20 protein-coding genes are annotated in these 25,827 nt (G+C 56.5%); 10 read left to right on the forward strand and 10 right to left on the reverse strand.

Features of this window, described 5'->3' with window-relative positions:
- Positions 1–28 precede the first annotated feature (28 nt).
- The 3 genes from ACR0IY_RS20520 to ACR0IY_RS20530 form a co-directional block, all read right to left on the reverse strand.
- On the reverse strand, positions 29–1,249 hold the full coding sequence (locus tag ACR0IY_RS20520) for an acyltransferase family protein (RefSeq protein WP_480676642.1): 1,221 nt from the start codon (positions 1,247–1,249) through the stop codon (positions 29–31).
- A gap of 116 nt (positions 1,250–1,365) precedes the next feature.
- A complete protein-coding gene (locus ACR0IY_RS20525; RefSeq protein ID WP_480676644.1) occupies positions 1,366–3,045 on the reverse strand; it encodes a hypothetical protein in 1,680 nt (559 codons plus the stop codon).
- Positions 3,046–3,243: 198 nt separating this feature from the next.
- Positions 3,244–4,629, reverse strand: coding sequence for a hypothetical protein (locus ACR0IY_RS20530; RefSeq protein WP_480676646.1), 1,386 nt, complete (start codon positions 4,627–4,629; stop codon positions 3,244–3,246).
- A 387-nt stretch (positions 4,630–5,016) separates the two neighbouring features.
- Here ACR0IY_RS20530 and ACR0IY_RS20535 point away from each other — a divergent pair, with 387 nt between their 5' ends.
- The gene (locus ACR0IY_RS20535; protein WP_480676648.1) at positions 5,017–6,474 is read left to right on the forward strand and encodes a glycosyltransferase family 39 protein; all 1,458 of its coding nucleotides are present in this window, start codon (positions 5,017–5,019) and stop codon (positions 6,472–6,474) included.
- 63 nt (positions 6,475–6,537) lie between these two features.
- On the opposite strand, the gene ACR0IY_RS20540 is transcribed toward ACR0IY_RS20535, so the two are convergent.
- A complete protein-coding gene (locus ACR0IY_RS20540; protein ID WP_480676650.1) occupies positions 6,538–7,812 on the reverse strand; it encodes a right-handed parallel beta-helix repeat-containing protein in 1,275 nt (424 codons plus the stop codon).
- Positions 7,813–8,265: 453 nt separating this feature from the next.
- On the opposite strand from ACR0IY_RS20540, the gene ACR0IY_RS20545 reads away from it, so the two are divergent.
- Together ACR0IY_RS20545 and ACR0IY_RS20550 are read left to right on the forward strand one after the other, a co-directional pair.
- Positions 8,266–10,224: a right-handed parallel beta-helix repeat-containing protein gene (locus ACR0IY_RS20545; RefSeq protein WP_480676652.1), complete on the forward strand. Its 1,959-nt coding sequence runs from the start codon at positions 8,266–8,268 to the stop codon at positions 10,222–10,224.
- A gap of 143 nt (positions 10,225–10,367) precedes the next feature.
- Entirely contained in the window at positions 10,368–11,213 is an 846-nt protein-coding gene (locus ACR0IY_RS20550) for a sulfotransferase family 2 domain-containing protein (RefSeq protein ID WP_480676653.1), read from the forward strand.
- An 11-nt stretch (positions 11,214–11,224) separates the two neighbouring features.
- Here ACR0IY_RS20550 and ACR0IY_RS20555 read toward each other — a convergent pair whose 3' ends face one another.
- Positions 11,225–12,082: a capsular polysaccharide synthesis protein gene (locus ACR0IY_RS20555; protein WP_480676655.1), complete on the reverse strand. Its 858-nt coding sequence runs from the start codon at positions 12,080–12,082 to the stop codon at positions 11,225–11,227.
- Positions 12,083–12,333: 251 nt separating this feature from the next.
- On the opposite strand from ACR0IY_RS20555, the gene ACR0IY_RS20560 reads away from it, so the two are divergent.
- Together ACR0IY_RS20560 and ACR0IY_RS20565 are read left to right on the forward strand one after the other, a co-directional pair.
- Positions 12,334–13,053 (forward strand): sulfotransferase family 2 domain-containing protein, encoded by a 720-nt coding sequence (locus tag ACR0IY_RS20560; RefSeq protein ID WP_480676657.1) that lies wholly within the window; start codon positions 12,334–12,336, stop codon positions 13,051–13,053.
- 33 nt (positions 13,054–13,086) lie between these two features.
- On the forward strand, positions 13,087–14,442 hold the full coding sequence (locus tag ACR0IY_RS20565; RefSeq protein ID WP_480676659.1) for a hypothetical protein: 1,356 nt from the start codon (positions 13,087–13,089) through the stop codon (positions 14,440–14,442).
- 9 nt (positions 14,443–14,451) lie between these two features.
- On the opposite strand, the gene ACR0IY_RS20570 is transcribed toward ACR0IY_RS20565, so the two are convergent.
- The 4 genes from ACR0IY_RS20570 to ACR0IY_RS20585 are packed head-to-tail and all read right to left on the reverse strand — an operon-like array spanning position 14,452 to position 18,297.
- Positions 14,452–15,117 carry a polysaccharide deacetylase family protein gene (locus ACR0IY_RS20570; protein ID WP_480676661.1) on the reverse strand — a complete coding sequence of 222 codons (666 nt, stop codon included), beginning with the start codon at positions 15,115–15,117 and terminating at the stop codon, positions 14,452–14,454.
- A complete protein-coding gene (locus ACR0IY_RS20575; RefSeq protein ID WP_480676663.1) occupies positions 15,114–16,139 on the reverse strand; it encodes a lipid II:glycine glycyltransferase FemX in 1,026 nt (341 codons plus the stop codon). Before ACR0IY_RS20575 ends, ACR0IY_RS20570 begins: the two co-directional genes overlap by 4 nt.
- On the reverse strand, positions 16,136–17,344 hold the full coding sequence (locus ACR0IY_RS20580; RefSeq protein WP_480676777.1) for a GNAT family N-acetyltransferase: 1,209 nt from the start codon (positions 17,342–17,344) through the stop codon (positions 16,136–16,138). Before ACR0IY_RS20580 ends, ACR0IY_RS20575 begins: the two co-directional genes overlap by 4 nt.
- Positions 17,344–18,297, reverse strand: a complete 954-nt coding sequence (locus ACR0IY_RS20585) for a glycosyltransferase family 2 protein (RefSeq protein WP_480676665.1) — start codon at positions 18,295–18,297, stop codon at positions 17,344–17,346. The genes ACR0IY_RS20580 and ACR0IY_RS20585 overlap by 1 nt, the downstream gene beginning before the upstream one ends.
- Before the next feature lie 220 nt (positions 18,298–18,517).
- Here ACR0IY_RS20585 and ACR0IY_RS20590 point away from each other — a divergent pair, with 220 nt between their 5' ends.
- The 3 genes from ACR0IY_RS20590 to ACR0IY_RS20600 are packed head-to-tail and all read left to right on the forward strand — an operon-like array spanning position 18,518 to position 21,431.
- Positions 18,518–19,609 (forward strand): lipid II:glycine glycyltransferase FemX, encoded by a 1,092-nt coding sequence (locus ACR0IY_RS20590; RefSeq protein WP_480676667.1) that lies wholly within the window; start codon positions 18,518–18,520, stop codon positions 19,607–19,609.
- Positions 19,610–19,647: 38 nt separating this feature from the next.
- The gene (locus ACR0IY_RS20595) at positions 19,648–20,280 is read left to right on the forward strand and encodes a GNAT family N-acetyltransferase (RefSeq protein WP_480676669.1); all 633 of its coding nucleotides are present in this window, start codon (positions 19,648–19,650) and stop codon (positions 20,278–20,280) included.
- The gene (locus tag ACR0IY_RS20600) at positions 20,280–21,431 is read left to right on the forward strand and encodes a DegT/DnrJ/EryC1/StrS family aminotransferase (RefSeq protein ID WP_480676671.1); all 1,152 of its coding nucleotides are present in this window, start codon (positions 20,280–20,282) and stop codon (positions 21,429–21,431) included. Before ACR0IY_RS20595 ends, ACR0IY_RS20600 begins: the two co-directional genes overlap by 1 nt.
- Positions 21,432–21,437: 6 nt before the next feature.
- Here the strand turns inward: ACR0IY_RS20600 and ACR0IY_RS20605 are convergent, their stop codons facing one another.
- Positions 21,438–22,955, reverse strand: coding sequence for an oligosaccharide flippase family protein (locus tag ACR0IY_RS20605; protein ID WP_480676673.1), 1,518 nt, complete (start codon positions 22,953–22,955; stop codon positions 21,438–21,440).
- Positions 22,956–23,320: 365 nt separating this feature from the next.
- On the opposite strand from ACR0IY_RS20605, the gene ACR0IY_RS20610 reads away from it, so the two are divergent.
- Together ACR0IY_RS20610 and ACR0IY_RS20615 are read left to right on the forward strand one after the other, a co-directional pair.
- Complete coding sequence (locus ACR0IY_RS20610; protein ID WP_480676675.1) at positions 23,321–24,583, forward strand: nucleotide sugar dehydrogenase; 1,263 nt, start codon at positions 23,321–23,323, stop codon at positions 24,581–24,583.
- Positions 24,570–25,826, forward strand: coding sequence for a glycosyltransferase family 4 protein (locus tag ACR0IY_RS20615; protein WP_480676677.1), 1,257 nt, complete (start codon positions 24,570–24,572; stop codon positions 25,824–25,826). Before ACR0IY_RS20610 ends, ACR0IY_RS20615 begins: the two co-directional genes overlap by 14 nt.
- Position 25,827 lies beyond the last annotated feature (1 nt).

The following is a 25,827-nucleotide window of genomic DNA, read 5'->3' on the forward strand; positions in this document are numbered from 1 at the left end:
CGCCACACAGGCGCTAACGCCACAAAGATCAATGGTCAAAAGTTTGCGACAGATCCGACCAGAAAAGACCTAGGGACATGACGGTTAACACCGCAAATCCCACGAGAATAAAGTAAGTCAGGGCGCGCGTATTTATCGGGCTGTTCTTTCCACGGAACGGGGCTTCAACGAATTTCCAACTTACCCAAGCAACAACAAGTGCGACGCAATACAGCACGGCACCCTTCTTATAACCCACAAAATGCCCGGCGTTCATTGCTGCCCGGTATGTATCGAAGATCAACAAATGCCAAAGGTAGAGAGAGTACGAGATCTTACCAACCAAGACCATTGGCGGCACGCTGAGTAGCGCAGAGCTCACACACTTGGACCTGCCGACAATGATAAGCACAGCAGTAGCAATTGTGGGGGACAACGCCCAGGGGCCGGGCGTCCCAAATCGGGTGGGTGTCAGATAGAGCAAGTTGAGAATGATAACTGTCAGGCCGAGTAAACCCAGAACGTTTGCCCACATCCTTGGAACGGTCATTTGGGGCAAGAATATCAGAAGAGCTCCTATGGCGAACTCCCATATCCGAAAATGGGTCAGATAGTAGTCGCCCGGATCATCAATTGATGTGGCAAGCGTTGCCTGCACGAACGATACCAGACCGAAGCCCAGGATCACAATCCATAGTCTGGTCCGAAACACTGCAAAGGCCAGCATCATGGTGACGGGAAATACGAGATAAAACTGCTCTTCAACGCCAAGCGACCAGGTGTGACGCATCAGGCGAACACCGTTTTCCAGTGCTGGTGCGCCAAAGGCCATTACGAAATTTGAAAAAGAATATATGCCGCTGAAAATGAGAAGCCCGTTCGTATAGCGATCCTCGACAGGGAAGACGAAATAAGCGCTTAGCAATGCGAAGAAGAAGGTCACCATAGCCGCAGGTAAAATTCTTCTGACCCGCCTGGAATAGAAGTCCTTCAGGGAAAATGTACCCTTCGCCATCTGCGAAACGATTTGACCCGCTATGAGATACCCGGAAATGACGAAGAAGATATCGAGCATGTAATATGCACCGGGAAAGGTGGGCCACCCCAGGTGCAGGAACATTATGCTCAGAACGGCCAGCGCCCGGAGGCCATCGATATCCGCGCGATATTCCGGCGAGCTCCAAACCATGGCGCGCCCAAAAGCTTCATCTTCGCGCGAGGGTTTTAGTGCCTCGGGGCTAATAGCATCACTTGTTTGTCCATTCGCCAAACCAAACTCCACAACTTAACCAAAACTACAAAACTACAGTGTGCTGTTCTTCAATTGACGGCAAAACCGTTGCAAATATCAAAGTCCTTTGCAAGCTGACCACAAATCCCAACTCACTACTCTCGAGAGCTGAAGCGCAGGACGAGGATTTCGCCCTCTCTTTCAATCTCTTCAAGATAATCCCACGATACCATGTTGCGAAAATCCGACCCTGGCTGACCACGTGTTTCCATGAATCTGGCCGTGAGGTCCTGATTGTCGTGGTCAATCAGATACCCAATCTTCTGCTCATCCAAATACGTCCACAACGGGGCTTCTGACTTTAGATGTTCCAGGAAGTACCGATCGTTCACGAGGCCATCCAGGTTCACAACCGGGCGATCCAGGAAATAGGCCAGGACGCCAGCATTCCAGGCGCCAACGCGCGCGTCTTCGGGCAGAGTTTCATTAAGCCGCTCTGCCAGTTTAAGACGGCTCAGGGCATAGCCCCCATCCGTCGCCGGATAGTGCCCCAGTGCGAACATGACATTTGGCCAGTACATGACGCCCCATGCCACCACTAACAACGGGGCGATCAGCTGGCGCCGGACACTCAAATGCTCAAACAGGAGGGTGAGCACCATCCCGGCCGCGACGATCCAGAAGAAATGCTGCCAGCCGTAGTAGTGATTTGAAACGTGGGAAAAATCCCCGATCTTCTTGATAATTATGATGTTGTGTAATGCAGCTATCAAGACAAAAGTAATCAGCAAAACGGGAACGATCCGGCGGGGCTTTTTAAGCCACAGCGTGAGAACGACCAGAACCAATGAAAACGCCATCAAGGCCCCTGAAACAAAGTCAGAGGAGCTGCGGAAGGGGTTGAAGTTCACATTAATCGGAAGAAAGCGATCGGGAAACAGCGCAAGAAACGGCTTGGTTTGTAGCTTGAGCCACCACCGAATTTGTTCACGTATGGCTAAGCCGTTGTCTACATTGTCGAAATACCTGTTCGCGTATACAGATTTCGCGGAGCCGGATATCGGAAGAACGGTTCCACCCAACGCGTAGCTTGTCGCGATATACCCAACACCGCCAATCGCCGGGAACAATGTCAGGAGACAGATCAAAGAAACCTTGTGGGTGCCCGTTTGGAAGATGCGATAGCACAGGAAAATCCACACCGTGATCGAGAATAGGACCGAGTCCAATCGAACCCAGTAATTCAACGTCAGCAGCAAGCCGATGAGCAAGGCGTCCGTGCGGCGCAAGCGGCTGGCACCCGAGATCACGGGCCAGGCCATCTGGGCAATCAGAACGATGATAAGAATGTGAAGCGAATACTCCATTCCATCAAAGGTGTTCCATCTGTCCAAAAGCATCCCGGCCCAGAACATTGCCAGGATGTCGCCAAACGCGGCTGAATGAACTTTGCGGCCAAAGATGAAAAGCTGAACAGCAACCAGCAAGTTCACACCCAAAGCCAAAGTCAGAACGGCCCTCAGGAAGTCAATCTCGTTTGGAACCGCCCATGCAACCGGCACCAAAATCAGCCCCCAAAGAAGTTGTATACCGTTAGTTATGTTTATCTGATCAAAGGTAGAGACCCCGGTTTGGGCAATATTTTGTGCCAGTATGAAATAGTAGAAAGAGTCGTCGCGGCTGAAAATGACATCAACCAGGTTTTCCACTGGCCAAAACAAAATTGAAAACTGCAAGAGCAGCGCGATACCCGAAAAGATCAGCCCAATCCCGACCGGCCATGCGGTCTGAGACTTAAGAATGCTCTCGGGCATTCGTTGAGTATGTGCTTTCATCGAAACGCAACCAAATATCACCAATTAAACAACAGGGCGGCAGTCTACTATAATTTTTTGGATTCCCTAACTGTTCCAAAAACAAATCGAAGAGCGATCACAAGCTCACGGGCACTGGCGCCACGAAGATCAATGGTCAAAACGTTGCGACTTAGACGCGTGATTTCAGATCGCATATCAATGATCCCTCGGGGCGGTTCAGTTTTGCAGCAATGAATCTGCAAGTACCTGCAGGTCCGACGTAACCCGGAGAAACTCTGAAAGGTTGTTGTACGCCAGAAAAGGGATCGCAACGATCGCAGCTGTCAGGCAAATCAAACGGCCCCGTCCAAGAACCGAGAAGCCAGCCAAGAGCAGCATCGCCGGGACATAGTTCAAACTGTATACGAATATCTCTTCCCCGTAGAATAAATGCAGCAGCAATTGGAACAGCAGATACAGGATGAGTGCCTGGGCGATTGGTTTGTTCGGCCCGGGGCGAAGAAGGGCATTGGACAGGCCCGTGATGAACACGATAGCCCACGCTGCAAGCCCGATAACACCGACCCAGGTGAGCGCAGTGATGGGCGTCAACTGCACGGTCAGTCTCACCCATTCTGGGAAGCCCGGGTTATCCAGAAAAGGAACTTCGGGGATCGCGATGGTGAAAACAAAAAAGCCTCGCAGCTTGTCCAGAAACCCACCGCCGAGCTCGTGCATCACAAATGACACCTCGTGTGTAATACGAGGAACGAAAAATGCGGAGAGAGGGAAAAACACTTTTTGAACCGCAAACAGAACTGTCGCGATCGCAAAGCCATCAACCAGTATTCGAAAAGCACGCTTGTACTCGTTGGATGCAAGCACCGTCAAAATCCCGGCCATCCAGTTGGTTGATGTGATCGAGAATGCGATCACAGCCGAAATTGACTGCATGATCTGAGGCACAGTTCCACGCTGTATTAGTGTTCCCAGCGCAAAGGTGGTTGTGACTGTTAACGCGGCAAAAGCGTAGACTTCCGGAACAGGCACCCAAAAGATAGCTGCGCTTGATACCAGGCTCAGGATTGTAAAGACAATTGCGTCCAGACGGAACAATCCCAACCCACGGAAGCCACTAAAAAGGACGGCCCCCCAAAGGCCCGCTGCAGCCGACAAGGTGCCGATGGCTGCAAGCCGTTCCGAGAAACCGGCCATTATCAATGCTTTCGTGGGTGGGTAAGTTATAAGAGCCTGAAGCGGGTGGACATTCGTTCGGTAATTGTCCGCATGGCGGTCTACCATGATTTGTTGAACTCGGATCAAATCGGCTTCGAACCATACCCAGGCATTGCGGTCAGGATCTATCAAGGCCGGAGGAATTTGATTAGCCAGATGCCAGTATGCCACCCCGGTTATGAGGCAAATCGCAGCAGCAACGGCTAAATCGATCCGGCGGGCGGCAAGCCAGGCCAAAAAAGAGCTCAAGGTATGAGAGAGTGTCGAGCGAGCCTCTGGAATATCATTGACGATTTCGAAGAATAGCCGCCGCAACATGTGTAACCCCAAACAAAACCAATAACGCAATAAGAACGCCATTAAGGCAGAATTTTTATCAATTTTCACCCATAATTCTGCAATCTGCGGTGTGCAGCTTTGCCGGAGTATGCTTCTGGCGGTGCCTGAAAGTGCAGGCCACGTACAGTGTTAGCTGCGCTGAAAGTGAACGATTGGAGTGATCGTTCCATAGTGCCAACCCAAATGACATGCCTGCTGAAAAGTTGCGCGATGGGATTAAAGGCCCTTAATTCCGAACAATCAGGGGGACTTGCCCAAAATGTATTCACATTGGCAACGCTTCTTGCTGAAATACACCGGTCGCCCACAATCGTTTCGACGCATATCCCGGCAGGGGGAATAATCGAAATGGTCGGGACGGCAGGTATGTCTGCCCCGCGCCAGGCTGGGCTTGTTTGATGCCCTGAGTTTACGAGTGTGACCGGAGACGTCTTTATGAACCAGCAGGCCCCAGCGCTTGGCCGAAATGATCTGGCCGTGCTTCTGTTCATCCTTCTTCTTGCGGCGGTCCTCAGGACGGCTGGGTTGAACGCGCCGCTGTGGTACGATGAGATCTGGACCGTCGATACGCATATCCGTCTCCCCTGGGGGGACCTGATGCGCGAATATTCGATGAACCATCATTATTTCTTCAGCATGAAGGCCAAGCTGGTCGCTCAGATTTTTGGAGAAGAGGCCTGGGCCTATCGCTTTCCGTCCGTTTTGTTCGGGGTGGGTCTTGTGGGCGCGATCTGGTGGCTTGCCAAAGACATCGCTGGTGCGCGGATCGCGCATGTGTCGGCCTTGCTGGTGGCCCTGTCCTATCATCAGGTCTGGTTTTCGCAAAATGCCCGCGGGTATACCGAGCTGGCGTTCTGGAGCACGCTTGGCCTTATTTTCTTTCTGCGCGGCGTGCAGCGGCCAACCTTTGGCATCTGGCTTGCGTTTGGATTGACCGCCACGGCGGCTGTGTTCACGCATCTGACGGGCGCGTTTTTCTTTGTCGCGCTGGGATTTGTGTGGCTGATGTCGCTGGCGACCGGATTTGGCAGGGGGGCCCTGACACGCGATTGGGTGTTGCAGCCGCTGACAGGTGTCGCGATTGCGTTTGGTTTGATCCTGCTGGCGTATCTGCCGCTTTTGCCAAGTATCGTGGGAACCATGGGCGAGGTCGCGGCAACCTCGGCCGTTGACCCGATGCAGGAATATCAGAACCCGCTCTGGACTGTTGTCGAGGGGGTGCGGACAGCGGTCGGCAATACCGGCACCCTGACACTGATCGTTGCCGTCGGCGGGGTGGTCGCCCTTGCATTTGGGGCTGCGGGGGTGCATGCGACGCAACCGCTGTTCTTTCCAGCCATCGCCATGCACATCGTGGTGACGCTGATCATCCTTCTGGCGCTTGGCATGCGGATCTGGCCAAGGTTCTTCTTTGTCGACATTGGCCTCATCATCATCCTTGCTGTGGTCGGCTGCCGGTACGGTGCCGGTGTCGTGGCGCGGGGGCGGCCCCAAATCCAGGGCCTGCTGTTTGCCGCAGGTGTTGTGGCAATGATCGCGGTCTCGCTGTTTCTGGTGCAGCGGAACTATGCAGCACCGAAACAGGATCTGGCCGGGGCTTTCACGCTTGTGGAACAGACACGGACCCCGTCCGAACGGATCTACGCCATCAATCCGGGCGGCCCGATCTTCGAAAGCCATTTCAATGCCGATTGGACAACCATCGGCGATTCCGCAGGCTATTCCGAGGCGATGGCCCAACCCGGGCCGGTGGCGCTGGTCGTTCTGTTTCCAAACAGGATGTTCCGGGCCATTCCACAGCTGGGGCAGGATGTCGAAGGGCAATTGGAGCTTGTTCAGGCATTCGCCGGAACGCTTGGGGACGGTCGGGTTCTTGTCTACCGGCGCAGGTGACGGACGCAAATGCTGCGTTGAAAGGGTGCGGTCGCACGACCCTAATAGCCCGCGCTTTCCCTGTCAGCGCGTCGGATAGTCTTTGACAAGCGTCGAGCCCGCGTTGAGCTGATCAATGCTGCCGCCGGAGCGCACGCCATACTCATTGTACCCGTTGGCGGGGCCGGTCGCATAGTAGATGAACTCGCGGTCATAAAACCCAGGTTGGGCAGAGGACACGTCCTGAATGATGGCGTTGTTCAGCACAACCCAGTCCCGTTGATTGTCATAGCCAATGATCCCCCCCACCGCGTTTTGTTCGATCACCACAGATGTTGAACCGGATGACACTCTGATCCGTGGGATTGTGACATTTCCCGTTTCGGCACGGCGGACCCGGATGACCGAGTTTTTGCGGATCGAAAGATTGTCGATGGCGTCCACTGAAATCCCATGGGTGTGTGCGTTGTAAATGACGTTGTTTTCGATCAGTACATTCTGATGGCGCAGCATCGGATCGCCCAGGTTCTTGCCATCACCCCCCATCCAGATCGTCTGGGCATAGTCCCCGGCGCCCATGTCAAAGATGTTGTTTCGGATCGTGATATCCGTGCTGCGCCGGTTCGAACTGCGCAGGATCTGGATCATGTCGCGGTGATCTTTGTTTCCCTTCACGCCGCGGAAATTATGCATGCGGTTTGCTTCGATCACCAACCCATCGATCACGCCAACCGCGATGCCGTCCGAACGGACATCGGTAAATTCATTGCCCCGGATTGTCAGGTCGGTGACGTTGCCTGCGGTTAAGGCTTTCCACCATTTCCGAAATACAGAATTTCTTATTTCGACTTTCGCACTATCCCGGACCCGCAGCCCGCGCCCAAATCCGGCATTGGATCTGTAGCCACCATCAAAGATCGAATTGGTAATAGTAATCCCGTGGCTCGCAAGGACACTGAACCGATTGGCATGGTCCTTGTGACCCTCTGCGTACGTATAATCGAATACCAGGCCGTCCAGTGTGATATTGCCCGCCTTGTGCAGGCGCAATTCGGTAAAACAGGCCGGTGATCCGCCGTTCGCCGAGCGGATGGTGATAGGTTTTTGGAACCCCCTGGTGATTGTCAGCGCACCGTAGTTTCCGCCCTCCAGCGCGAATGTCTCACCGCCCTTCGCGTTGCGGATCGCCGAAGAAAGCTCTGCAGGATTATGGATGATCTGCCCATTTTCCGCGCTGGACACGTTGGTCCTGAATTCGGTGCCCTCGCAGGCCAGGGCGGCCAAAGACGGTGCTGGCAGGGCAAGCAGCAATACGAAAGCGCAAATCGTTAAACCGGTAAAACTATGTACGAACCGCATGTGAGTCTCGTTTTGTTACTTCGTCACGTAATGAGGCTACGGGTGCGGATGAGCCTTGTCCACAACGATGGTGTAAGCGGGCCGCCGAGGGTTTTGAGGAGAGGTTGCACAGGCTAACGCAAGCGTTTCGGGCAAATCACCGCCTATGCCGGGGCGGTATACGCAAAGACACGCCTGAATAACGGCATTTTCGTGGCAATTGTTGCGAGCTGGGATTTAATCATGCGAGCCCATGAATACCGCTAAGGGATGGGGAACAATTCCTGGTGTTGAGTATCGAGTGCATTCGGAAATGACGGCAATGGGGCAATATTGTCCTAATACAGGCAACAGTTTCCAAACATAGCCACATTTAGGCCAATCTGTCGCCCTTGTGCGGCTGTTCCCTTTTTCCCGGGTGAGCGGGTTCTCATGCGCTGCCACTCACAGCGCCTATGAAACAGAAGGTGAAACATGTCGACGACAATCACGGTAACCTCTGCGGCAGAGCTGAATCAGGCGTTGTCACAGGCGACAGGCGGGGAAACGATACTGCTTGCGGCGGGCGACTATGGAAAGCTCGTTCTCAGGAACACTCAGTTCGCATCAAACGTAACGATCAAGTCTGCTGATCCCAACGCGATGGCGAGCTTTTCGGAAGTCTACCTGAACAACGCATCGAACGTTACATTCGACGAAATCCTGTTCGATTACACTTTCACCTCAGGTGAACAGAACCACGTCAACAAATTCCAGATCTACTACAGTACCAATATCGTCATCGACAACTCGATCTTCGACGGTGATTTTGCCAGCGGGACCGGCACCAGTGCAGATGGTACTGGCTATGGTAAAGGGCTGGTGATCCGGGGATCGGACAATGTTGATGTCATCAACTCTGAATTCCATTCCTGGTGGAAAGCTCTTGGCGCCGGGCAGTCAACCAACATCAACTTTTCGGGCAACAATATCCACACAATCCGGTCGGATGGCATTACACTCGGAGAAGTCCAGAATGTCCTGATCGAGAACAACTATATTCATGATTTCGGTGGGGCCGCAGGGTCCAATGACCACCGCGACATGATCCAGGTGCAGCGTTCAACCGGCACAGGAAGCAGCGATATCACCATCCGCAACAATGTTCTGGACATGGGCTCGGGTGATTATACGCAAGGTATCTGGTTCGGTGGTGACAAAGCCGTATATGGAAATGCGGCCGATTGGCACCACAACGTCACCATCGAGAACAATATCATCTACAATGCACATGCAAACGGTCTTGCCGTGCACCAGACAGATGGTCTGACGATCACGAATAACACTCTGATCGCCGTACCAAGGGAACTGACCGGCGGTGTCACCATCCCCAAGATCATCGTCACTGGCGGATCGACAAATGTGACGATCGCACAAAACGTTACGCCTGCTATCGTGGGTGACTCGGCGACTTGGACCATGTGGGACAATGTGTTTGTTCAGAATACGGATCCGTCGTCACCGGGATACTATGGCACCCAGTTCAATTATATCGCGACAGCCGCCGTCGATGGGTACAACCAATATGGTGTTATTCCCGGCAGTCTTGTGGATCAGTTGAATGCCGGATCGACCTTGGTCGACAATTACCCGTTTGATTACAACAGTTGGGTTGGAGCCTCGAGCACGACAGTAACGAACCCCGGTGGTTCGGGATCGGGCACAACGACGCCCGGTGGCGGTACAACGACCCCCACCCCGCCCGACAGCGGTTCGTCGACCCCGCCCGACAGCGGTTCGTCGACTCCACCCGACAGTGGTTCGTCGACTCCACCCGACAGTGGTTCGTCGACTCCGCCTGACAGTGGCTCGTCGACTCCGGATGCGCCTGACGGCGATACATCGGCCTCGGATACGTCTGACGGCGACACATCGGACTCGGATACGTCTGACGGCGATACATCGGACTCGGACGCGCCTGACGGCGATACATCGGACTCGGATGCGCCTGACGGCGACACATCGGACTCGGATACGTCTGACAGTGACACGTCGGATTCCGACGGACCGCAATCCCGGATGGACCTCGATGATTTCATGGGACGGTTCGCCCGAGTATGGGACGGGGGTGAAGGCGGTCACAAGAGGCCGGCGCAAGTTGAGTCTTCTGACTCAACACCCTCCGACTTTGAGTTTGCCGAAGGTGAAACCGATGGCGCCCCGCAACGGTCGTACTGGGATAATGGGAACGTGCGGCTGAATAAGTTCAGCTTTGCGGCTGCCCGTGGCGAAACGGACAGCGATTTTGAGCTCTTCGGCGGCCGGACATCGGATTGGGGCTTTGGGTCCCGCCGCAACGACCGTACTGATGATGATTTCCGCAGCGTTGCGGATGATGAGGATGCTCAATTCGCGGATTCTCTGGGCGGGCTGCTCGCAGATTTTTGGAACTGATGGCCTGAGCCTTTACGCATAGTAAAAACACCGAAAGGGCAGGTTGGAGATTTCCGATCTGCCCTTTCCTTTTTCGCCAGGTGGATTGTCAAACCTGTCAGAACTCCGGAGTATGGTGTTCATAGGGTTGAGAGTTTCCAGTCATGATTTTGTCTGACCGCCACAGATTTGTATTCATACATGTCCCGAAATGCGCCGGGACGTCTGTTCGAAATGCGGTTCTGCCCTACCACGATACAGATGAACGGTTTCTGAAGGCTGTCGAACGGCACCCGGATCTGGGTGAGATCGATTTCCGTCATCTGCCGCTGCGGTTGCTGCGTGATCTCGACCCGGAAGCTTTTGAAAAGCTAACGATTTACGACAGTTATGCGTTGCTGCGTGATCCGTTTCAAAGGTTCAGGTCTGCGATGTCGCAACGGTCCAAGATGTATCTGGGTAAGGAATTTGCCCAGTTGGCACCAGACGAGATCCGCAAGGAGGCTGAGAAGGTCATCGCTTATCTGAATTCCGGGCCTGAGGTGATTGCGCCCGGTTTCATCCACTTTGCGCGGCAATCAGATTTTGTGCAGGTCGATGGCGTGCGGCGTGTGCATAATCTCTATCCGGTTGAACGGCTTGATCTTTTTGCGGCGGCGCTTGGGCGGCATCTCGGCGTCGAGCGGCTCGAGTTTGGGCATATCAATCAAACAACGACGTTTCGCCATCCGCAGCTGAAATATGCCCTGCGGCAGGGCAGCGCACTGGTGCGAAGGGTTATGCCGCAGACTGCGCATCAGGTGCTGCGGGATACGGCGCGGCGTTTTTTGATGAAGCCCAGCGACCCGGCGGTGTCACCCGAGTTTTATGACGATGGTGTGCGAGGATTTATTGAAAGCTACTATGCCGCCGATATTGCGCTGCATAGGGAGGTGTTGGCCGGGTTGGCAGCGCAAACACACCACTCGACAGGGGCGGACGCATCGACGAAAGCAGCGTCCGGGCCATAAGGGTTCTGTGACTAGCGCGGCTCTTTGATCCTGAGCAGTCTTTTCGCCTGGGCGATTTGATCTTCGCTCCAGTTCCAGCCCAGTTTTTGCACTGGTACTGCACCGGTTTCGAGCAATGCGGCTACCTCGTCCGGGTTATGACCGTGGGCTATGCAGTCATGCACCAGATGGGGGCCGTAGCAGCCGATCTTCGGCATGGAGGCGTAACTGCGCCGGAACGAACGATGCGTGAGTTTGAGGACATCCACAATGACGTGCGCCCAGTAATACACCAGCGCCTTGCGGCGTTTGTGCCAGTAGTCAAAACTGTAGTGTTCCCACTGAGAAATCACCGTGCCGCGTGGTTCGGACGCCAGAAACCACGTTCCGATCTCGCGATACATCCCCGGCCAGATGAACCACCGTTCGCTCGGGGCCCAGATGAAGGCAAAAAAGCCCCGGTATGCAACCATGGGAAGCCAATAGTCGAGCGGGCGCAGACAATAGGCCGTGGCATCCACCCAGACACCGCCATGTTCGCGCAGCAATCTGAAACGCAGCAAATCACTGTAAGCCTGGATCGGGACAGCGTCATAGTCCGGCGGCATCTGCACCACGTCAGATACAGTTTCTGCATCCAGAACCCGTACATTCCAGCCGGGATTGTGACGGCGCCATGAGGCGATGCAATGCTGAACGACTTCGGGCGCGTTGGCTTCTCCGGTGTCCCAGTACGTCCAGATGGTTTTGGGAATCTGTCGCGGAGCGGATTGTGCAAAGTGATTGGGTTTTCCACTCAGTTTATTGCGGACACGCCGCCCAATCGTGGGCAGCATTCGGGCGCCTACAACCAGAGCGAACAGCCATGTCCAAGGTTTAACGGGGCGCATACATACTCCAACACACTTCGTATAAACTTCTAATCACCGCCGGAACTCTGCGCCAGTGAAGCATGGTATATCACTGGATTTCCAGTGCTGGCCCGGGCGCACGGCAAAAGGGCGGCAACAATAGGGGGTCAGATAAGTCATTGTTGGGGAAATGGTCCCAAGCTACCGTCGCTTCCGTGGATTTATTGTAAACAATGGCCAGAAACGTATGATTCAGTGGAATTGGGTTCTGGGCCCGTAGGGTAGATATTATGGCGGTTGTCTCGCAGGTTCTGAAAGCCGTTTATTTCGATATTACAAAGGTCGGCAGCAGCAGTCTGAAAGAAACATTCTGGGAATTGGACCACGGCGAACCTTTCAAGGGGCGCGGCATCAGGCGTGCCATCAACAATCTGCACTGGCGGCTGGCCCGCGCCAAATTGATTGAGCCACGCAATATTCACGAACAGGACGGATACCGCACACAGATTTTTGCCAAGGCGGTCGTGCCGGAGGGGTATGTCACCTTTACTCTGGTCCGGGACCCTGTTGCCAGGATCAGGTCCGCGTGGAGGGACAAGGTGCATCGCGAACAGTTCCGCTGGCGCAACGAAGAGATGGACATCGACAACGAGGGTTTGCCGCTGGACCCGAGCTTTGGCGAGTTTATTGATCATTTCCACGAATACCGTGCCGTTAGCCGCCCGGTTCGTGTGCACACGACGCCCTATTCATGGCATCTGGGCCAGGACATCAGCTTTTTCGACCATGTTTTTCGGCTGGAGGCGGTGGATGAGATGAACGCATTTCTGAGCGATCGGCTGGGCAGGCCGTTTCCGGTGCCGCATATGAACAAATCCGCCGCAAGCCGGCGGGACACGGCGCTGACCCCCCGGCAGATCGATGCATTGTTACAGATCGCTCAGGCAGATTACGCCCTGCTTGGGGATATGTATGATATCAAAGTAGCTGAGAGCAGCCTTGCCGCATGAGGATGCCGGTGAGAAAGAGGAAAGTCTGACGCAATGACACTTGCCGCACGATCCGGTGCCCGGATGGGAGGGGCGGTGGCAGAAGCCTCGCCCAACCGGCTTCTGATCGCGCTTTTCCTCATATCGCTCGTCATGCCGTTCTACTTCTTTCTGGGAAGCCTGCGGCTGAGCATCTATCGTGTCTATCTGCTTGTTTTCATGTTCACCTTTGTGACCCGCTGGTTAAACGGTTCGGCAGGGCGGATACGTGCAGCGGACATTCTGGTGATGTTCACAAGCCTCTGGATGGTGGGAACGCTTCTCATCAACCATGGGATAAGCGCCCGATTTCAGTTTGCCGGCATTCTGATGATCGAGACGGTCGTTCCCTATCTTGCGGCCCGTGTCCTGATCAGGAACCTGGCCTCGTTCCGGGCTTTCGTGTGGTGGTACTTCGCGATCGTGGTGGCGCTGTTGCCTTTCGCGGTCTATGAGAACCTGACCGGAAGCCCGATCCTGCTGGATTTCTTTGGTGGTTTCTTTTCCGTTTACGAGAATGTCGCCCAGGAACCCAGGTTGGGGCTGGAGCGTGCCCAGGCAACGATGCCCCACCCGATCCTGTTCGGTGTTTTCTGCGCCCCGGTTTTTGCCCTGTCATGGTATACGCTCAGCCCCGACAAAGCGCTTTTCAGACAGGCCGTTAAGCCGTTCATCGTGGCGGCAACGGTCTTCAGTTCGCTGTCTTCCGGGGCCTTTTTGGGTGTCATGTTTCAGGCGGGTCTTATTGGCTGGGATGAGTTGATGAGGCGCATCAAGGCCATCAAGAACCGCTGGAAGCTTTTTGCCATCATTTTCGGCACTCTTTACGTGGTGCTTGAGTTGGCCTCGAACCGGAATGCTTTTCATATCATCGCATCAGAGCTGTCCTTCTCGACCTCTTCGGCCTGGAACAGAATTCATATCTTCAACCATGCGATAGACGATATCTATGCCAACCCGATAACCGGTGTCGGATTGAGCTATTGGAGTCGCCCCCGCTGGATGAAATCGAGTGTGGACAATTTTTGGCTGCTCATGGCGTTGCGCTACGGTATTCCGGCCTGGTTCATGCTGACGCTGGCCAGTGTGATGGTGTGCTGGCAGGCCGTTTTCGCACCCCTGTCCGGCGAGCACGCACGAGTGCGGCGGGGGTATGTGATTGCGTTTACGGCTATGGTCGTCTCGGCCTTCACAGTTCACATCTGGGACGCGTCATATTGCGCGTTCATGTTCCTGATGGGGGCCGGGGTGTGGCTGTCTGATCCTGATTGCACGCAGGAAAGCGGATCTGAAGCCGCAGAGCCCAAGTCGGCAAGGCGAGAAATCAGGTATACGAGGTTCCCCAAGCCCTCGACGGAGGCTGCGTCATAGCCCTGCGGGTTATCCCGTGACCATCCAGCGCTTCTGAACCATCCGCACTGCGCGGCGCAGGCGGCGCAGGGGCGGCATCCGGTTCGACAGGATGGCCTGCACCTCATCATCGCTCATGTCGCCGCGCAGGGATGTACGCGGTCGGAGGAACGCTCCGGGCCGGAAGCTGCCGCCATCGCTGGACCATGCGGTCGTGTACCCCGCCGACTGCAATGCGCGTAGAACACGCGCGTCATAGCGACCAAAGGGGATGCCCGCTTCGGTGATCGCATGGCCGCAGATATCTTCGAGCCGGGCGCGGGAGGCGCGCAATTCGTGTTTCAGATCGGCGTCACTCAGCGTGGGCCAGACGGTGTGGTCGATGCCATGGCTGCCGATCGTCATGCCCGCATCTGAAAGCGCCTGCAGATGTGCCTTACCCAGCGAACCGGGTTCTCCGATCCGCCCCGTCAGAACGAAAAACCGCGCGCGTAGCCCGTGTTTCATCAGGGCGGGCAAGGCGATGTCATGATCCGACAGGTTGCTGTCGTCGAATGTAATCTGGAACCGTTCTGGCGCTTTGGCTACCTGTGCCAGGACCTGTTCGAATTGCCGGGCTGAGACCCAATAGGGGGCTTCACCAGTCTCTAAACTGCGCTGGGGCTCATCAAGGCCGTGGAAATTCAGACCAATCATCGGCGGGCTTTCATGCGCGTATGCACCGTTTCGGCGGTTCGGATAAGGGCTGTGGTCAAGCCCGGTGGCTGAAACTCATAAGGTCCTGCGGCGGTGACCTCGGTGCCACCCGTACGCAGTTTGAAACGCGTCACGCTGGGGTTGGTCTCGGCGTCGATGCCGCCCAGATCGAACCAGCGCAGCCCATGGGCTTTGCAATGCAGAATGGCTTGCCACATCAGGTAGTGCCCGGCATTCAGCCGCCGCCCGGCCTCGGATGTGGCGCCGAACAGATAGACGCCGTTGGGACCCGCGCGTCCGATCGTCATTGCACCCAAATCAGCCCCGTCCTGTCGTGCAAACAGAACCTCATGGCTGAAATCCGGGCCGTTGAGGTGATAGTAGAACTCGGGCGGGATGTCCGGGTTGAAGCCCTTGGCAGCCTGCACCTGTTGATAGAGGCCGTGAAACCGGCCTGCGCAGTCAGCAATTGGCAGGGTTTCAAGCTCCATCCCCGATTTCAGGGCGTTGCGCAGAGGGTTGCGCCATTTGCCGTGCAGGGCACGCATCAGGGCGTCTTCCTCCTGATCGCAATCAATGATCACTGTCCGGTAAGGCGGGGAACGGTCCGTTGGTGCAAACCCTGCACCGGCCGCCACCCGATCCACAGACGGGACATCTTGCAGAGCCCAGGCAGGCAGTCGCAGCCGAAGGATATGCCCGGTGTCCTGCGCATAGGTGCGTAGGGCGGAAAAGATGGCCTCCAGCTCCTGAGAGGTGGTGTTGGGCCGCACCAACGGCCCGGCAGCGATCCAGGCAATACCGCGCCCCAGCCCCGGCACGGGCTTGAGGCGCAGGCAGGCCGCCGCAACGGGTTGGGCCGTCTGATCCGACAGAGTGATGAATAGCGCTTTGGCCCCGATCCGCTGCGCTGCCGCCTGTGCATAGGAAAGGGTCTGTTCATAGGTCAGGTCGCGAAAATCCGCACTGATCCGGGGCCAGTCTTCGGCGGCGACCGTCTGTAGTGTCAGAGGCTTGGTCATAACCGCGTCCGTATCCAGCTGGTCCAGAGCCTGCCGGGTTTAAGCCCCAGCCGGGGTCGGGCTTTCAGGAACCAGACGCGGTAATAAAACAGGTGCAGCGCATCCGCCCACCACAGCAGGATCCGCGCTCGCAGCCGTGCCATGGGGCGGTCCGGGGCCAGCACTATGTTGTGGATCGGCACCAGCTCACCACCATAACTGAGCTTGTATTCGTATTCCCCCGCGCCGGCTTCGACCAGCCTGATACCGTCTTCGATCAGCCCTTCCACTCGCTCGACCAGCCCGACGCGTCCCAGCCCGACTTTCGCATATTCAGGGTCTGTTTCGCGGGCATTCAGCCACCAATACGCCTTGTCGCCCAGCGTATAGCGCAGCTGGCTCGACAGCAGCGTGTTGCCTTGCCATTGCTCGTCGATCATGGCCTGACCCTTTGACCCCAGCCGATGCAGCAAATCCCGGTAGAATGCGGCCGCCACGGACCAGTCGGAAAAATGTCCACCTTTTCCAGCGGCCCGCCATTGCTTTGTGTGCAACGCGATGAATCGATCCATCATTGGATCGACTGTTCCCGGGGTTGAACTGGTGTTGCTGAGTGGCGCGATGTCCGTCAGGCGCTTGATGTCCCGCCGCACCTCGCGCCGCCGGCTTTTCGACAATGCGTTCATGAACCCGTCAAAGCTGTCGGGCAGATCCATCAGAGTATGCCCGCGCGGGCTGTCATCGCGCAGTATCGACAACCCATCAGCCGCGCGGAGGGTTTCCAGCTGCGCCGCGCGCTCTGACATTGGCGAAAGGCTGATGACGGCGCAGTCCAGCTGCTGCGTCAGATGATCGAATACAGCGCACAGGACGGTCTCTTCGTGACCTGCGGCAATGGGCAATCCCATGACCGCGAAATTGGGATCGACCCCGGCCAGCCGGGCGACACGCACGGGAACCGGCCCGGCCCGGATCGTTTCGATGCAAAAGGGCAGAACTCCGATCAGGTCGCCCCCATCCCGTACCATGAAACAGACCGGTCGGCGGCTGGCGGCAAAGCTTTTCCCGTAGTGTTCCCACCAGGCGGCCTGCCAGTCGGACAGGAAATAGATATCGGCGCCGGACGTCGCGACCAGATCATCCCATTCGGCCCGTGCGGAAAGGGTCTGGGCCGGTGCCTCGAGGCATTCGAGCGCGCCTGGTGATCTGGTGGAAACCGCATCCATCACGTGGCCGGTTCCTGACCGAACAGATGGTATCGGATTGCAGCCCCCGACAGCCGCAACCGGGCCGAGCGATCCGGCGTGGCGCGCAACAGCCCCAGCAGACCAAACGCGGCACCGCGCAACAGCGCGCTGGTGACAAAGATGCCGCGGGTCAGCAGCTCTCCGCCCCGGCCATAGTGCTTTCGGGCATAGATCGTCTTGCTCTTTTGCTTTTGCACATACATGCGCGATTTGATCTGCGCGGTACTTTTCGAGCCACCTTCAAGGTGCAAAATGCGGGCCTCGGGCGCGAAGACGCAGCGCCAGCCGGCATTGCGGATACGTCGGCACCAGTCGGCTTCTTCCGAATAGATGAAGAATGCGTCGTCCAGCAGGCCGACCTTTTCGAACACGGGGCGCGGCACCATCATGAACATGCCGGATACCACGTCCACATCGCGCTGTGTCCGGCGGTCCCAACCGCCGTATTCGGGCCAGGGGAACAGCCGCTTCAGCCCAAATTCGATCACTGCCAGGCTCAGCGGTCCGGGATCGGCAAAACAGGTCTGCTGGATCGTGTCGGGATCTTCGAAAACCTGACATCCGACGCAGCCCACATCCGGATGCGCATCGAGCCATCCGCTCATGACATCTATCGCATGATCCAGGATGATCGTATCGGGGTTGAGCAGCAAAAGCTTGTCGCCGGTGGCAAGCTCCAGCCCCTGATTGTTGGCCGCTGCAAAGCCGCGATTGCTGGTATTGGCGATCAGTTTCACGTTCGGAAAATGCTGTTTCACCATCGCGGCCGAACCGTCGCCTGAGGCGTTGTCCACCACGATGACTTCATGTTTCAGAGTTGTCTGACTGTTGATGGATTCGAGACAATCGCGGAGAATATCCCGCGTGTTCCAGTTTACGATGACAACCGACACGGCGCATTCCGTGTTTGCTGATTCAGATGCAACACTCATGGCACTCTCAACCCCGGAGAAACATACATCGCAACAGGCGCTTAATGCACCGGCGCATACGCGAATGATCCGCGCTTTTGCGAACGACGCCACCGGTCCGATGAATTATTCTTACATTTCGTGGCATATACCTTCTATATTTTTGAAAAGGATGGCGAATTTAATAGCTTTGGTATTTTGGACTGACATTTCGTAGTCGCGTCAGGAAGGTGAGTGGTTGATGGATATCGAATGTTACGATGACCTGAGCGGTGAACAAATACATGAATGGCGTGAATTTGTGGCCGGTTGCCAGCATCAGCACCCCAGACAGGACCCGCGGTTTGCCGATGTCGAGCGCGCAGTTGGCGGAACCGTGGTTTTCGTAATCGGGCGCCAACAGGGGAAGATTTGCGCTGTCGCCCTGTTTTCCCTGTTTCGCAGCCGGATTGCGTTTGGCAGGTACTCTGTCGCGCAGGCGCTGAGCGGGCCAGTGTGTGACGATGCCGAAACGTTGGCCGAATTCGTGGTTGCCGTGTCGAACCATCCGCAGTTTGCAAAGGTCGATGCCCTGAAGGTGACGCCTTATTGGCTTGATGAAGAGGCCGATCAGCTGCATCGCCATTTTGACCGTGCCGGACTGGCGATAACCGACCCGGGGCCGCATCGTGACACCGGGGTGATTGATCTTGACCGTTCTTTGGAAGATTTGCGCAGCTCGTTCTCAAGAAGTGCGCGCCGTAATCTGCGCAATATCGAGGCAACAGATGTCGAGGTTCGCCAAATAACGTCACCTGATGAGATCGGGGTTTTCTTTGATTGCCTGAATGCGCTTGTGCTGAGACCCAACAACCTGACCCCGGTCACACGCCCCGAATACGAAGCCGGGTTTCGAAATGTGTATAACGACCCCGAGGCCGGGGTTCTGTTTACCGCTTATCACAACGACAGTTTCCTGGGTGGCTTTCTGCTGTATCGCAGCCGGATTACCGCCTACGCCCGCCGTTTCGTGGCTGATCCCGCAGCGGCCAGCCTGATTGGCAACCTGCGCATTGCACCGCTGCTTTGGCTCAGAGGTATGAAATGGGCGATGGAGCAGGGATGCACCAATCTGGATGTCGAAGGATATCTGCCCGATATCGACCGGAGCCATCCCGATTTCAGCGTTCTGGAATACAAAACCTATTTCAGACCGCGTCATGTCAGGCGCGTGGCAGAACATACATTGGTAAATCACCGCCTGTTTCATCAGGCGAATGTGGTTCCGTCACAGTTGAAACGGGTGGCGCGGCGCGGTGTCAGGGCAGCACAGGCCCTGACCAGAACAGGGTAGTGCGCACGTTAGTTCAAGAGGTGTGACGAGTGTTCGGATTGGGACAGAGAAAAAAAATTATCCTGCTGCGTAGCGCGGCCCATCGCGGCGTTGGGGCCTTTCTGCATCAGGCGTGGGCAACGGTGGCGGATATAGGACTGCGTCGAAGAAACCTGGTGTTTCAACTCGACGGGGATGATTTTCTGAAAGACCGACCTCCGGCTGATCCGCCATTGGAAGTGCGCAAGGTGTCGGGTTGGGACGATCTGCCCATCACGCTTCGACAGCGACTGGAATCCGGGGAAGAAAACCTGGAATGGGGGAGCAGGAGCTGGTTTGACATGAATCGCAGGCTTTGGCTGGCGACCCTTGACGGAAAGGATTGCTGCCTTGCCTGGATGTTGGGCTCTGATGCCGGTGAACACTTTTTCTGCGCCGTACCGTCAGACGCGGAAATCCTGTTCCAGATAGTTGTCCTGCCTGAATTCCGGGGAAACAGCCTGCAGGTCAGGGTGCATCGGGTCATGATGCTGGAAAGATTACAGGCAGGGACGAAGCGGTTTTTTATCGCCTGTCACGAATACAATTATACGTCGCGCCGGAATATCGAAAAACTCGGGTTCCGGCTGATCGGCTTTCACAATGAGTCCCGCTTTACGTCCCGCCAAAGCTGGCAGCCGCTGACAAGCTGATGCGGACCCGGGTCGCCGACACTGTTGCGAACATGCCCATGAGGGCAGGCAGCTTTTGGGCGCAAGACGCGCAGGGTGGCATTCCTGAATTATTCGCGGGCCGACAGATACATTATGCGTTTCAGACACGTGTCGCGATCCGCGCCGGGTGTGATGTACTGGGATTGCAGGCCCGAGACGAAGTTCTGGTACCGGCGTATAATTGCGGCTCTGAGGTCGATCCGCTTGTGCATGCCGGGCTGAAAGTGCGCCAGTTTCCGGTCGGTAAAGACCTGCGTGCCGATCCGGCGCGGATCGAGCCGCTGATCACGGATAAGACGCGGGCACTCTATATCACGCATTATTTTGGCATCCTGCAGCCCGAACTGTCCGCATTGCGTGCGCTCTGCGACCGGCACGGATTGCGGATGATCGAAGATTGTGCGCTGAGCCTGCTGAGTGGAGAGGGGCCGGCAGAAGGGCACACCGGGGATATATCGGTGTTTTGCTTTCACAAATTCGTACCGGTGCCGGAAGGGGGCGCGTTGATCGTGAACGCCCCTGATCTTGACGCGGCTTCACCGTTCTCGCGCCCCGCACCGGGACGGGTTGTTGCGAAGATCCTGGCGCGATCTGCGCTGGTCAATGTGCTGGGCTCTGCACGGGCTCAAAATCTGAAACGCGCCCTGTCCAGCCCATCGGAGGTGGCAGAACCGACGGATGCGGTGAGTGATGAGATGGACGACATTCCGTGGCATTACTATTTCGATCCGGCTCTGCAGAGCCGTCGCATCAGTGTCTTTGCTTCCCGATCGCTTCGGTCCTTTTCGGTGTCCGAGGCCATTTCCACACGGCGGGCCAACTGGCACCGTTACCACGAGCTTTTGGATAGCATGCAGGGCGTCGAGTTGCTGCGGCCAGTTCTCGAACCCGGGACCTGCCCGCTGAACATGCCGCTTTTGGTGGCCGAGCGGGATCGGGTCGCCCGTGCCTTGCAGGCCCGCGGCATTGGCGCAACGCCGTGGTGGGCCGGGTTCAACCGCAATCTGGACTGGACCGGTCAGGATGAGGCGATCGACCTAAAGAACAATGTGCTGTCTCTGCCGTTACACCAATTTCTCGGGTCGGCTCATCTGGAGCACATTGTCACCCAATTGCGGCAGGTGTTGTGACAGCTGTCATGCTTTCCTGCTGCGAAGATGATTGAGAAACCGACCCAGAAGGGAAAATACCATGGTTTCAAATCCATCCGGCCGCCCGACAATGGCCCATAGCGCGATGTGCGTTGTGGTATAGGAAATCACCCCTGCGCCGGTCTTCAGCAGCACAATACCCGGGGTGTACGACATGTGAAGAATTTCCCTCAGAAGGTAGTTGGTGGCGATAACCACCACTGTCATTACGGCGCAGGATACAAAGCTGCGCCACCCGGCAAGCAAAGGTTCGAAAAACCTGCCGGTTCCAAATCGTCTGGCCAGGATCAACGTTGCAACCAATGCGGCCAACTCGGCCACACCTGTCGCGATCAGGGCGCCGTTGAAACCATATTGAACCCCAATCGACATCACGACACAGACGAGGACCAGAAGGATCGAGTTTCTGTAGAAAAGTATGGAGGTCGAGCCCTGAATATAGGCGGCAGAGCGGACATTCGCCTGCAGCGCGCTCAGCGCATAAAGGGGGGCAAGGACCCAGATAACCGGCGCGGCGGCAACCCACGTGTACCCCATGAACATCCAGATGACATCCACCGAGACGAGCGCGAAGCCAACGCTGCACGGCAGCAGGATCGCCAGAAAACCGGCGTTTACCTTGCGGAATCCTTCCCGGCCCTGATCGGTGTTTCGGGACAGGTCGGCAAGCCCGGGATACACGACCCGCAGCAGCGGTGTGAAAAGTTGATGGGTGACGACGTTCACCAGCCGCGTTCCCATCCGAAACAAACCGGCATCGGCCAATCCCAGCGTGCTTCCGATGATAAGCTGCGGCGCGCTTGAATACAGAAACTGGGCAAGCTGCGCCCCGATGGACCAGGACGAAAACGACAGGCTGTCACGCCATCGGGACAAAGACAATTTGGGCAGCATTGGTGCAATTGCGAACGTCCACACCCCGCGTACGGCCTGTCCGGCAAACGTTGCCACAACGATGGCCCAGTAATCTCTCCAGTACCAGGACAAGGTGATGGCAAAAATGGCGTAGACGATCCGGCTGAAGGTTTCCTCACCTGCGGCAAAGCCAAATCGCAGGCCACGTTCAAACAGCAAAAAACGGGGGCTTTTGATGGCCACAACCAGCGACATGGCTGACACCACCGGCATCAGCTCGGTGAGCGCCGGTATGCCCATCAGCGCGACCAGCGGCTGAGCGGCCCAAAACAGAAGGGCGGCCATAAGGCCAAAGATAATCTGAAACGAGAATACAGTGTGCAGATGCTCGGGCGTTACATTATCAATCCGGATCAGAACCAATCCGATCTGTCGCTGGAACATCTCCAGCAGCGCCGTCGCAATCAGAAAATAGGCGATAATGCCGAAATCTTCGGGCGTCAGAAGGCGCGCGGTTATTGCAATCGTCAAAAGCCCCAGACCCTGCCGGAGGACACCGGAGGCCAGCAGCGTTGCCGCACCCACCGCAAGGGCAGAGCTGCGTGAGAGCATGCTGGGGGCCGGATTGTGATCGGGGGTTTTTTGCACGTGATTAATATTTCCGAATTTGGAACAACGATCTGGTTTTTCCGTTAGTGTTTCCCTTTGCGCAGCCTCCACGGTGGCGCTTTGAGTTGTGAAATCTCAAATCTGGCAAGCTGACCGGCGGGCTGGTAATCAAGTTAAAGAGGGTTTCCTTATGTCGGGATCGCATGTTTTTATTATTCAGCGTTAGAAGGTTGCGTGATTTTTGGGTGAATTTCTCCATTCCGTGTCAGCAAGTGGCATCACATAGCAAGATAAATTTCCGCTTCAGTGTCTCAGATTGGCCTCGGTTCGTGCAAGTCTGCTGACTACGTGTTGTCGCTGTCTGGTTTGGCTGCGGATATTGGGTTTCAGAATGGTGTAATGGTATGAAAATCGCGATTTTCGGGCTGGGATATGTGGGCTTCACTGCCGCATGCTGTCTGACCCGCGAGGGGCATGAGGTGATCGGCATCGATGTGAGTGCCGACAAGGTCGCGGAAATCAATGCAGGCCAGCCTCCGATCAAGGAACCCAAGGTTGCTGAATTGCTGACCGAGGCGCTTGACAGAAACCTGATCCGCGCTGTGGTCGACATACCAGACCTGAGGGACGTGGATCTGGCCATTGTTTGCGTGGGCACGCCCAGTTCCACCGATGGATCGCACAACATGGGTTTTGTAGCCGAGGTGACGCGTCAGATCGCCGAGACCGTGTCGCCCGACCGGGCGCGGCCGCTGACGGTGGCGTATCGGTCCACCTTCCGGCCCGGTACGGTGCGCCAGCTGATCGAGCCGATCTTTCACAGCTATCTGGGAGGCCGGGCAGCGCAGGCGGTCGAGATTGTCTATAACCCGGAGTTTCTGCGCGAAGTGTCGGCGGTTGACGATTACTTCAACCCGCCCAAGATCGTGGTGGGCACAGCGGACGGGAACCGTTCGGCGGTGATGGACGCCCTGCACGAAAATCTGGATGCCCCGGTGTTCTACACCGCCTTTGAAGAGGCCGAGATCACCAAGTTTGTCGACAATACCTGGCACGCAACCAAAGTGGCCTTTGCCAATGAGGTTGGCCGGATCTGCCACCGGATGGGCGTGTCGGCAAAAACCATGCACGAGATTTTTGTCTCGGATACCAAGCTGAACATCTCGTCCTATTATACCCGCCCGGGGGGCGCGTTCGGGGGGTCCTGCCTGCCCAAGGATGTCCGCGCGTTGCAACATATTGCGGGCGAGGTGGGCGCGCATACCCACCTGATCGACAGCCTGTTGCGCACCAATGACGCACACAAGACCTATCAGGTGCACGACATCATGGCGCGGCTGCCCGAAGGGGGCCGGGTGCTGATGGCGGGGCTGGCCTTCAAGGCCGGAACCGACGACCTGCGCGAAAGCCCCAATGTCGATATCGCCCGACGTCTGCTGGACGGCGGTTATCAGCTGTCGGTCTATGACCCGGCGATCGAACCCGCCGATCTGCGGGGGCAGAACCTGGGCTATGCCTTTACCCATCTGCCCAATGTGAGCAGCCTATTGGTGGATCGCGCCACAGCCGAGGCCGGTCCCTGGGATCTGGTGATCGGATCGAACCGGATCGTGAACGACCTGAACCTTGGCGATGCAGAGGTGCTAAGAACCTATGAATATGACTAGCCCGGAACCCGCCGTTCAGCCGGTCTCGTTCGAGGATCTGCGCCAGAGCCAGCCCCTGAAAGGGCTGAAGGTTCTGATCGTGGTCGAGAACCTCCCCGTGCCCTTCGACCGCCGCGTCTGGATGGAGGCCCGCACGCTGGCTGCAGCAGGTGCGTTGGTGTCGGTCATCTGCCCCACCGGCAAGGGTCATGAGGAACGCGTGTGGGAGGATGAGGGGATCAAGGTCTACCGCCACCCTCTGCCTTTGGATGCCAGCGGGGCGCTTGGGTATCTGCTGGAATATGGCGCGGCACTGTTCTGGGAAAGCTGGCTGGCGCTGAAGATCAAGCTGACCCGCGGTTTTCACGTCATCCATGGCTGCAACCCGCCCGACCTGATTTTTCTGGTGGCGCTGCCCTTCAAGCTGTTTGGGGTGCGTTATCTGTTTGATCACCACGACATCAACCCCGAGCTTTACGAGGCCAAGTTCAACAAGCGCGGTTTCTTCTGGAAGCTGATGAAGACGTTCGAACGGCTGACCTTTGCCTCGGCGCGGGTGTCGATTGCCACCAATGAAAGCTATCGCAAGATCGCCATCGAACGCGGCGGCATGGCGCCCGAGGATGTGTTCGTCGTCCGCTCGGGCCCTGATCTGAGCCGCCTGAAACACCTGCCGCCGAACCCCGAATGGCGCAACGGGCGCAAGTATATGGTCGGCTATGTCGGCGTGATGGGCGATCAGGAAGGCATCGACCTGCTGCTGGAAACCGTGGCGCATCTGGTGCAGGTCCAGGGGCGCGAGGATATCCAGTTCTGCCTTGTGGGCGGTGGCCCCAGCCTGGACAAGCTACAGGCGCAATCGGCTGAGATGGGCCTGTCGGATTACGTCACCTTCACCGGCCGCGCGCCCGACCATGATCTGTTCGAGGTCCTGTCGACCGCCGATGTCTGCGTAAACCCGGACCGGGTGAACGAGATGAACGACAAATCCACCATGAACAAGATCCTCGAATACATGGCGTTCGAAAAACCCATCGTGCAGTTCGATGTGACCGAGGGCCGGTATTCCGCACAGGAGGCCTCGTTGTACGCCCGCGCCAATGATCCGGTGGATATGGCGGATAAGATCAATGAGCTTTTGGCAGATGATGAACGTCGCACCACCATGGGCCGTTATGGCCGGGCGCGGGTCGAGGCGGAAATGGCCTGGCCTCATCAGGTGCCAGCCCTGATCGCGGCGTATCAGCGGATCTGGAAGGGTTAAG

The sequence above is a fragment of the Ruegeria sp. BC1 genome (genome assembly GCF_056539305.1).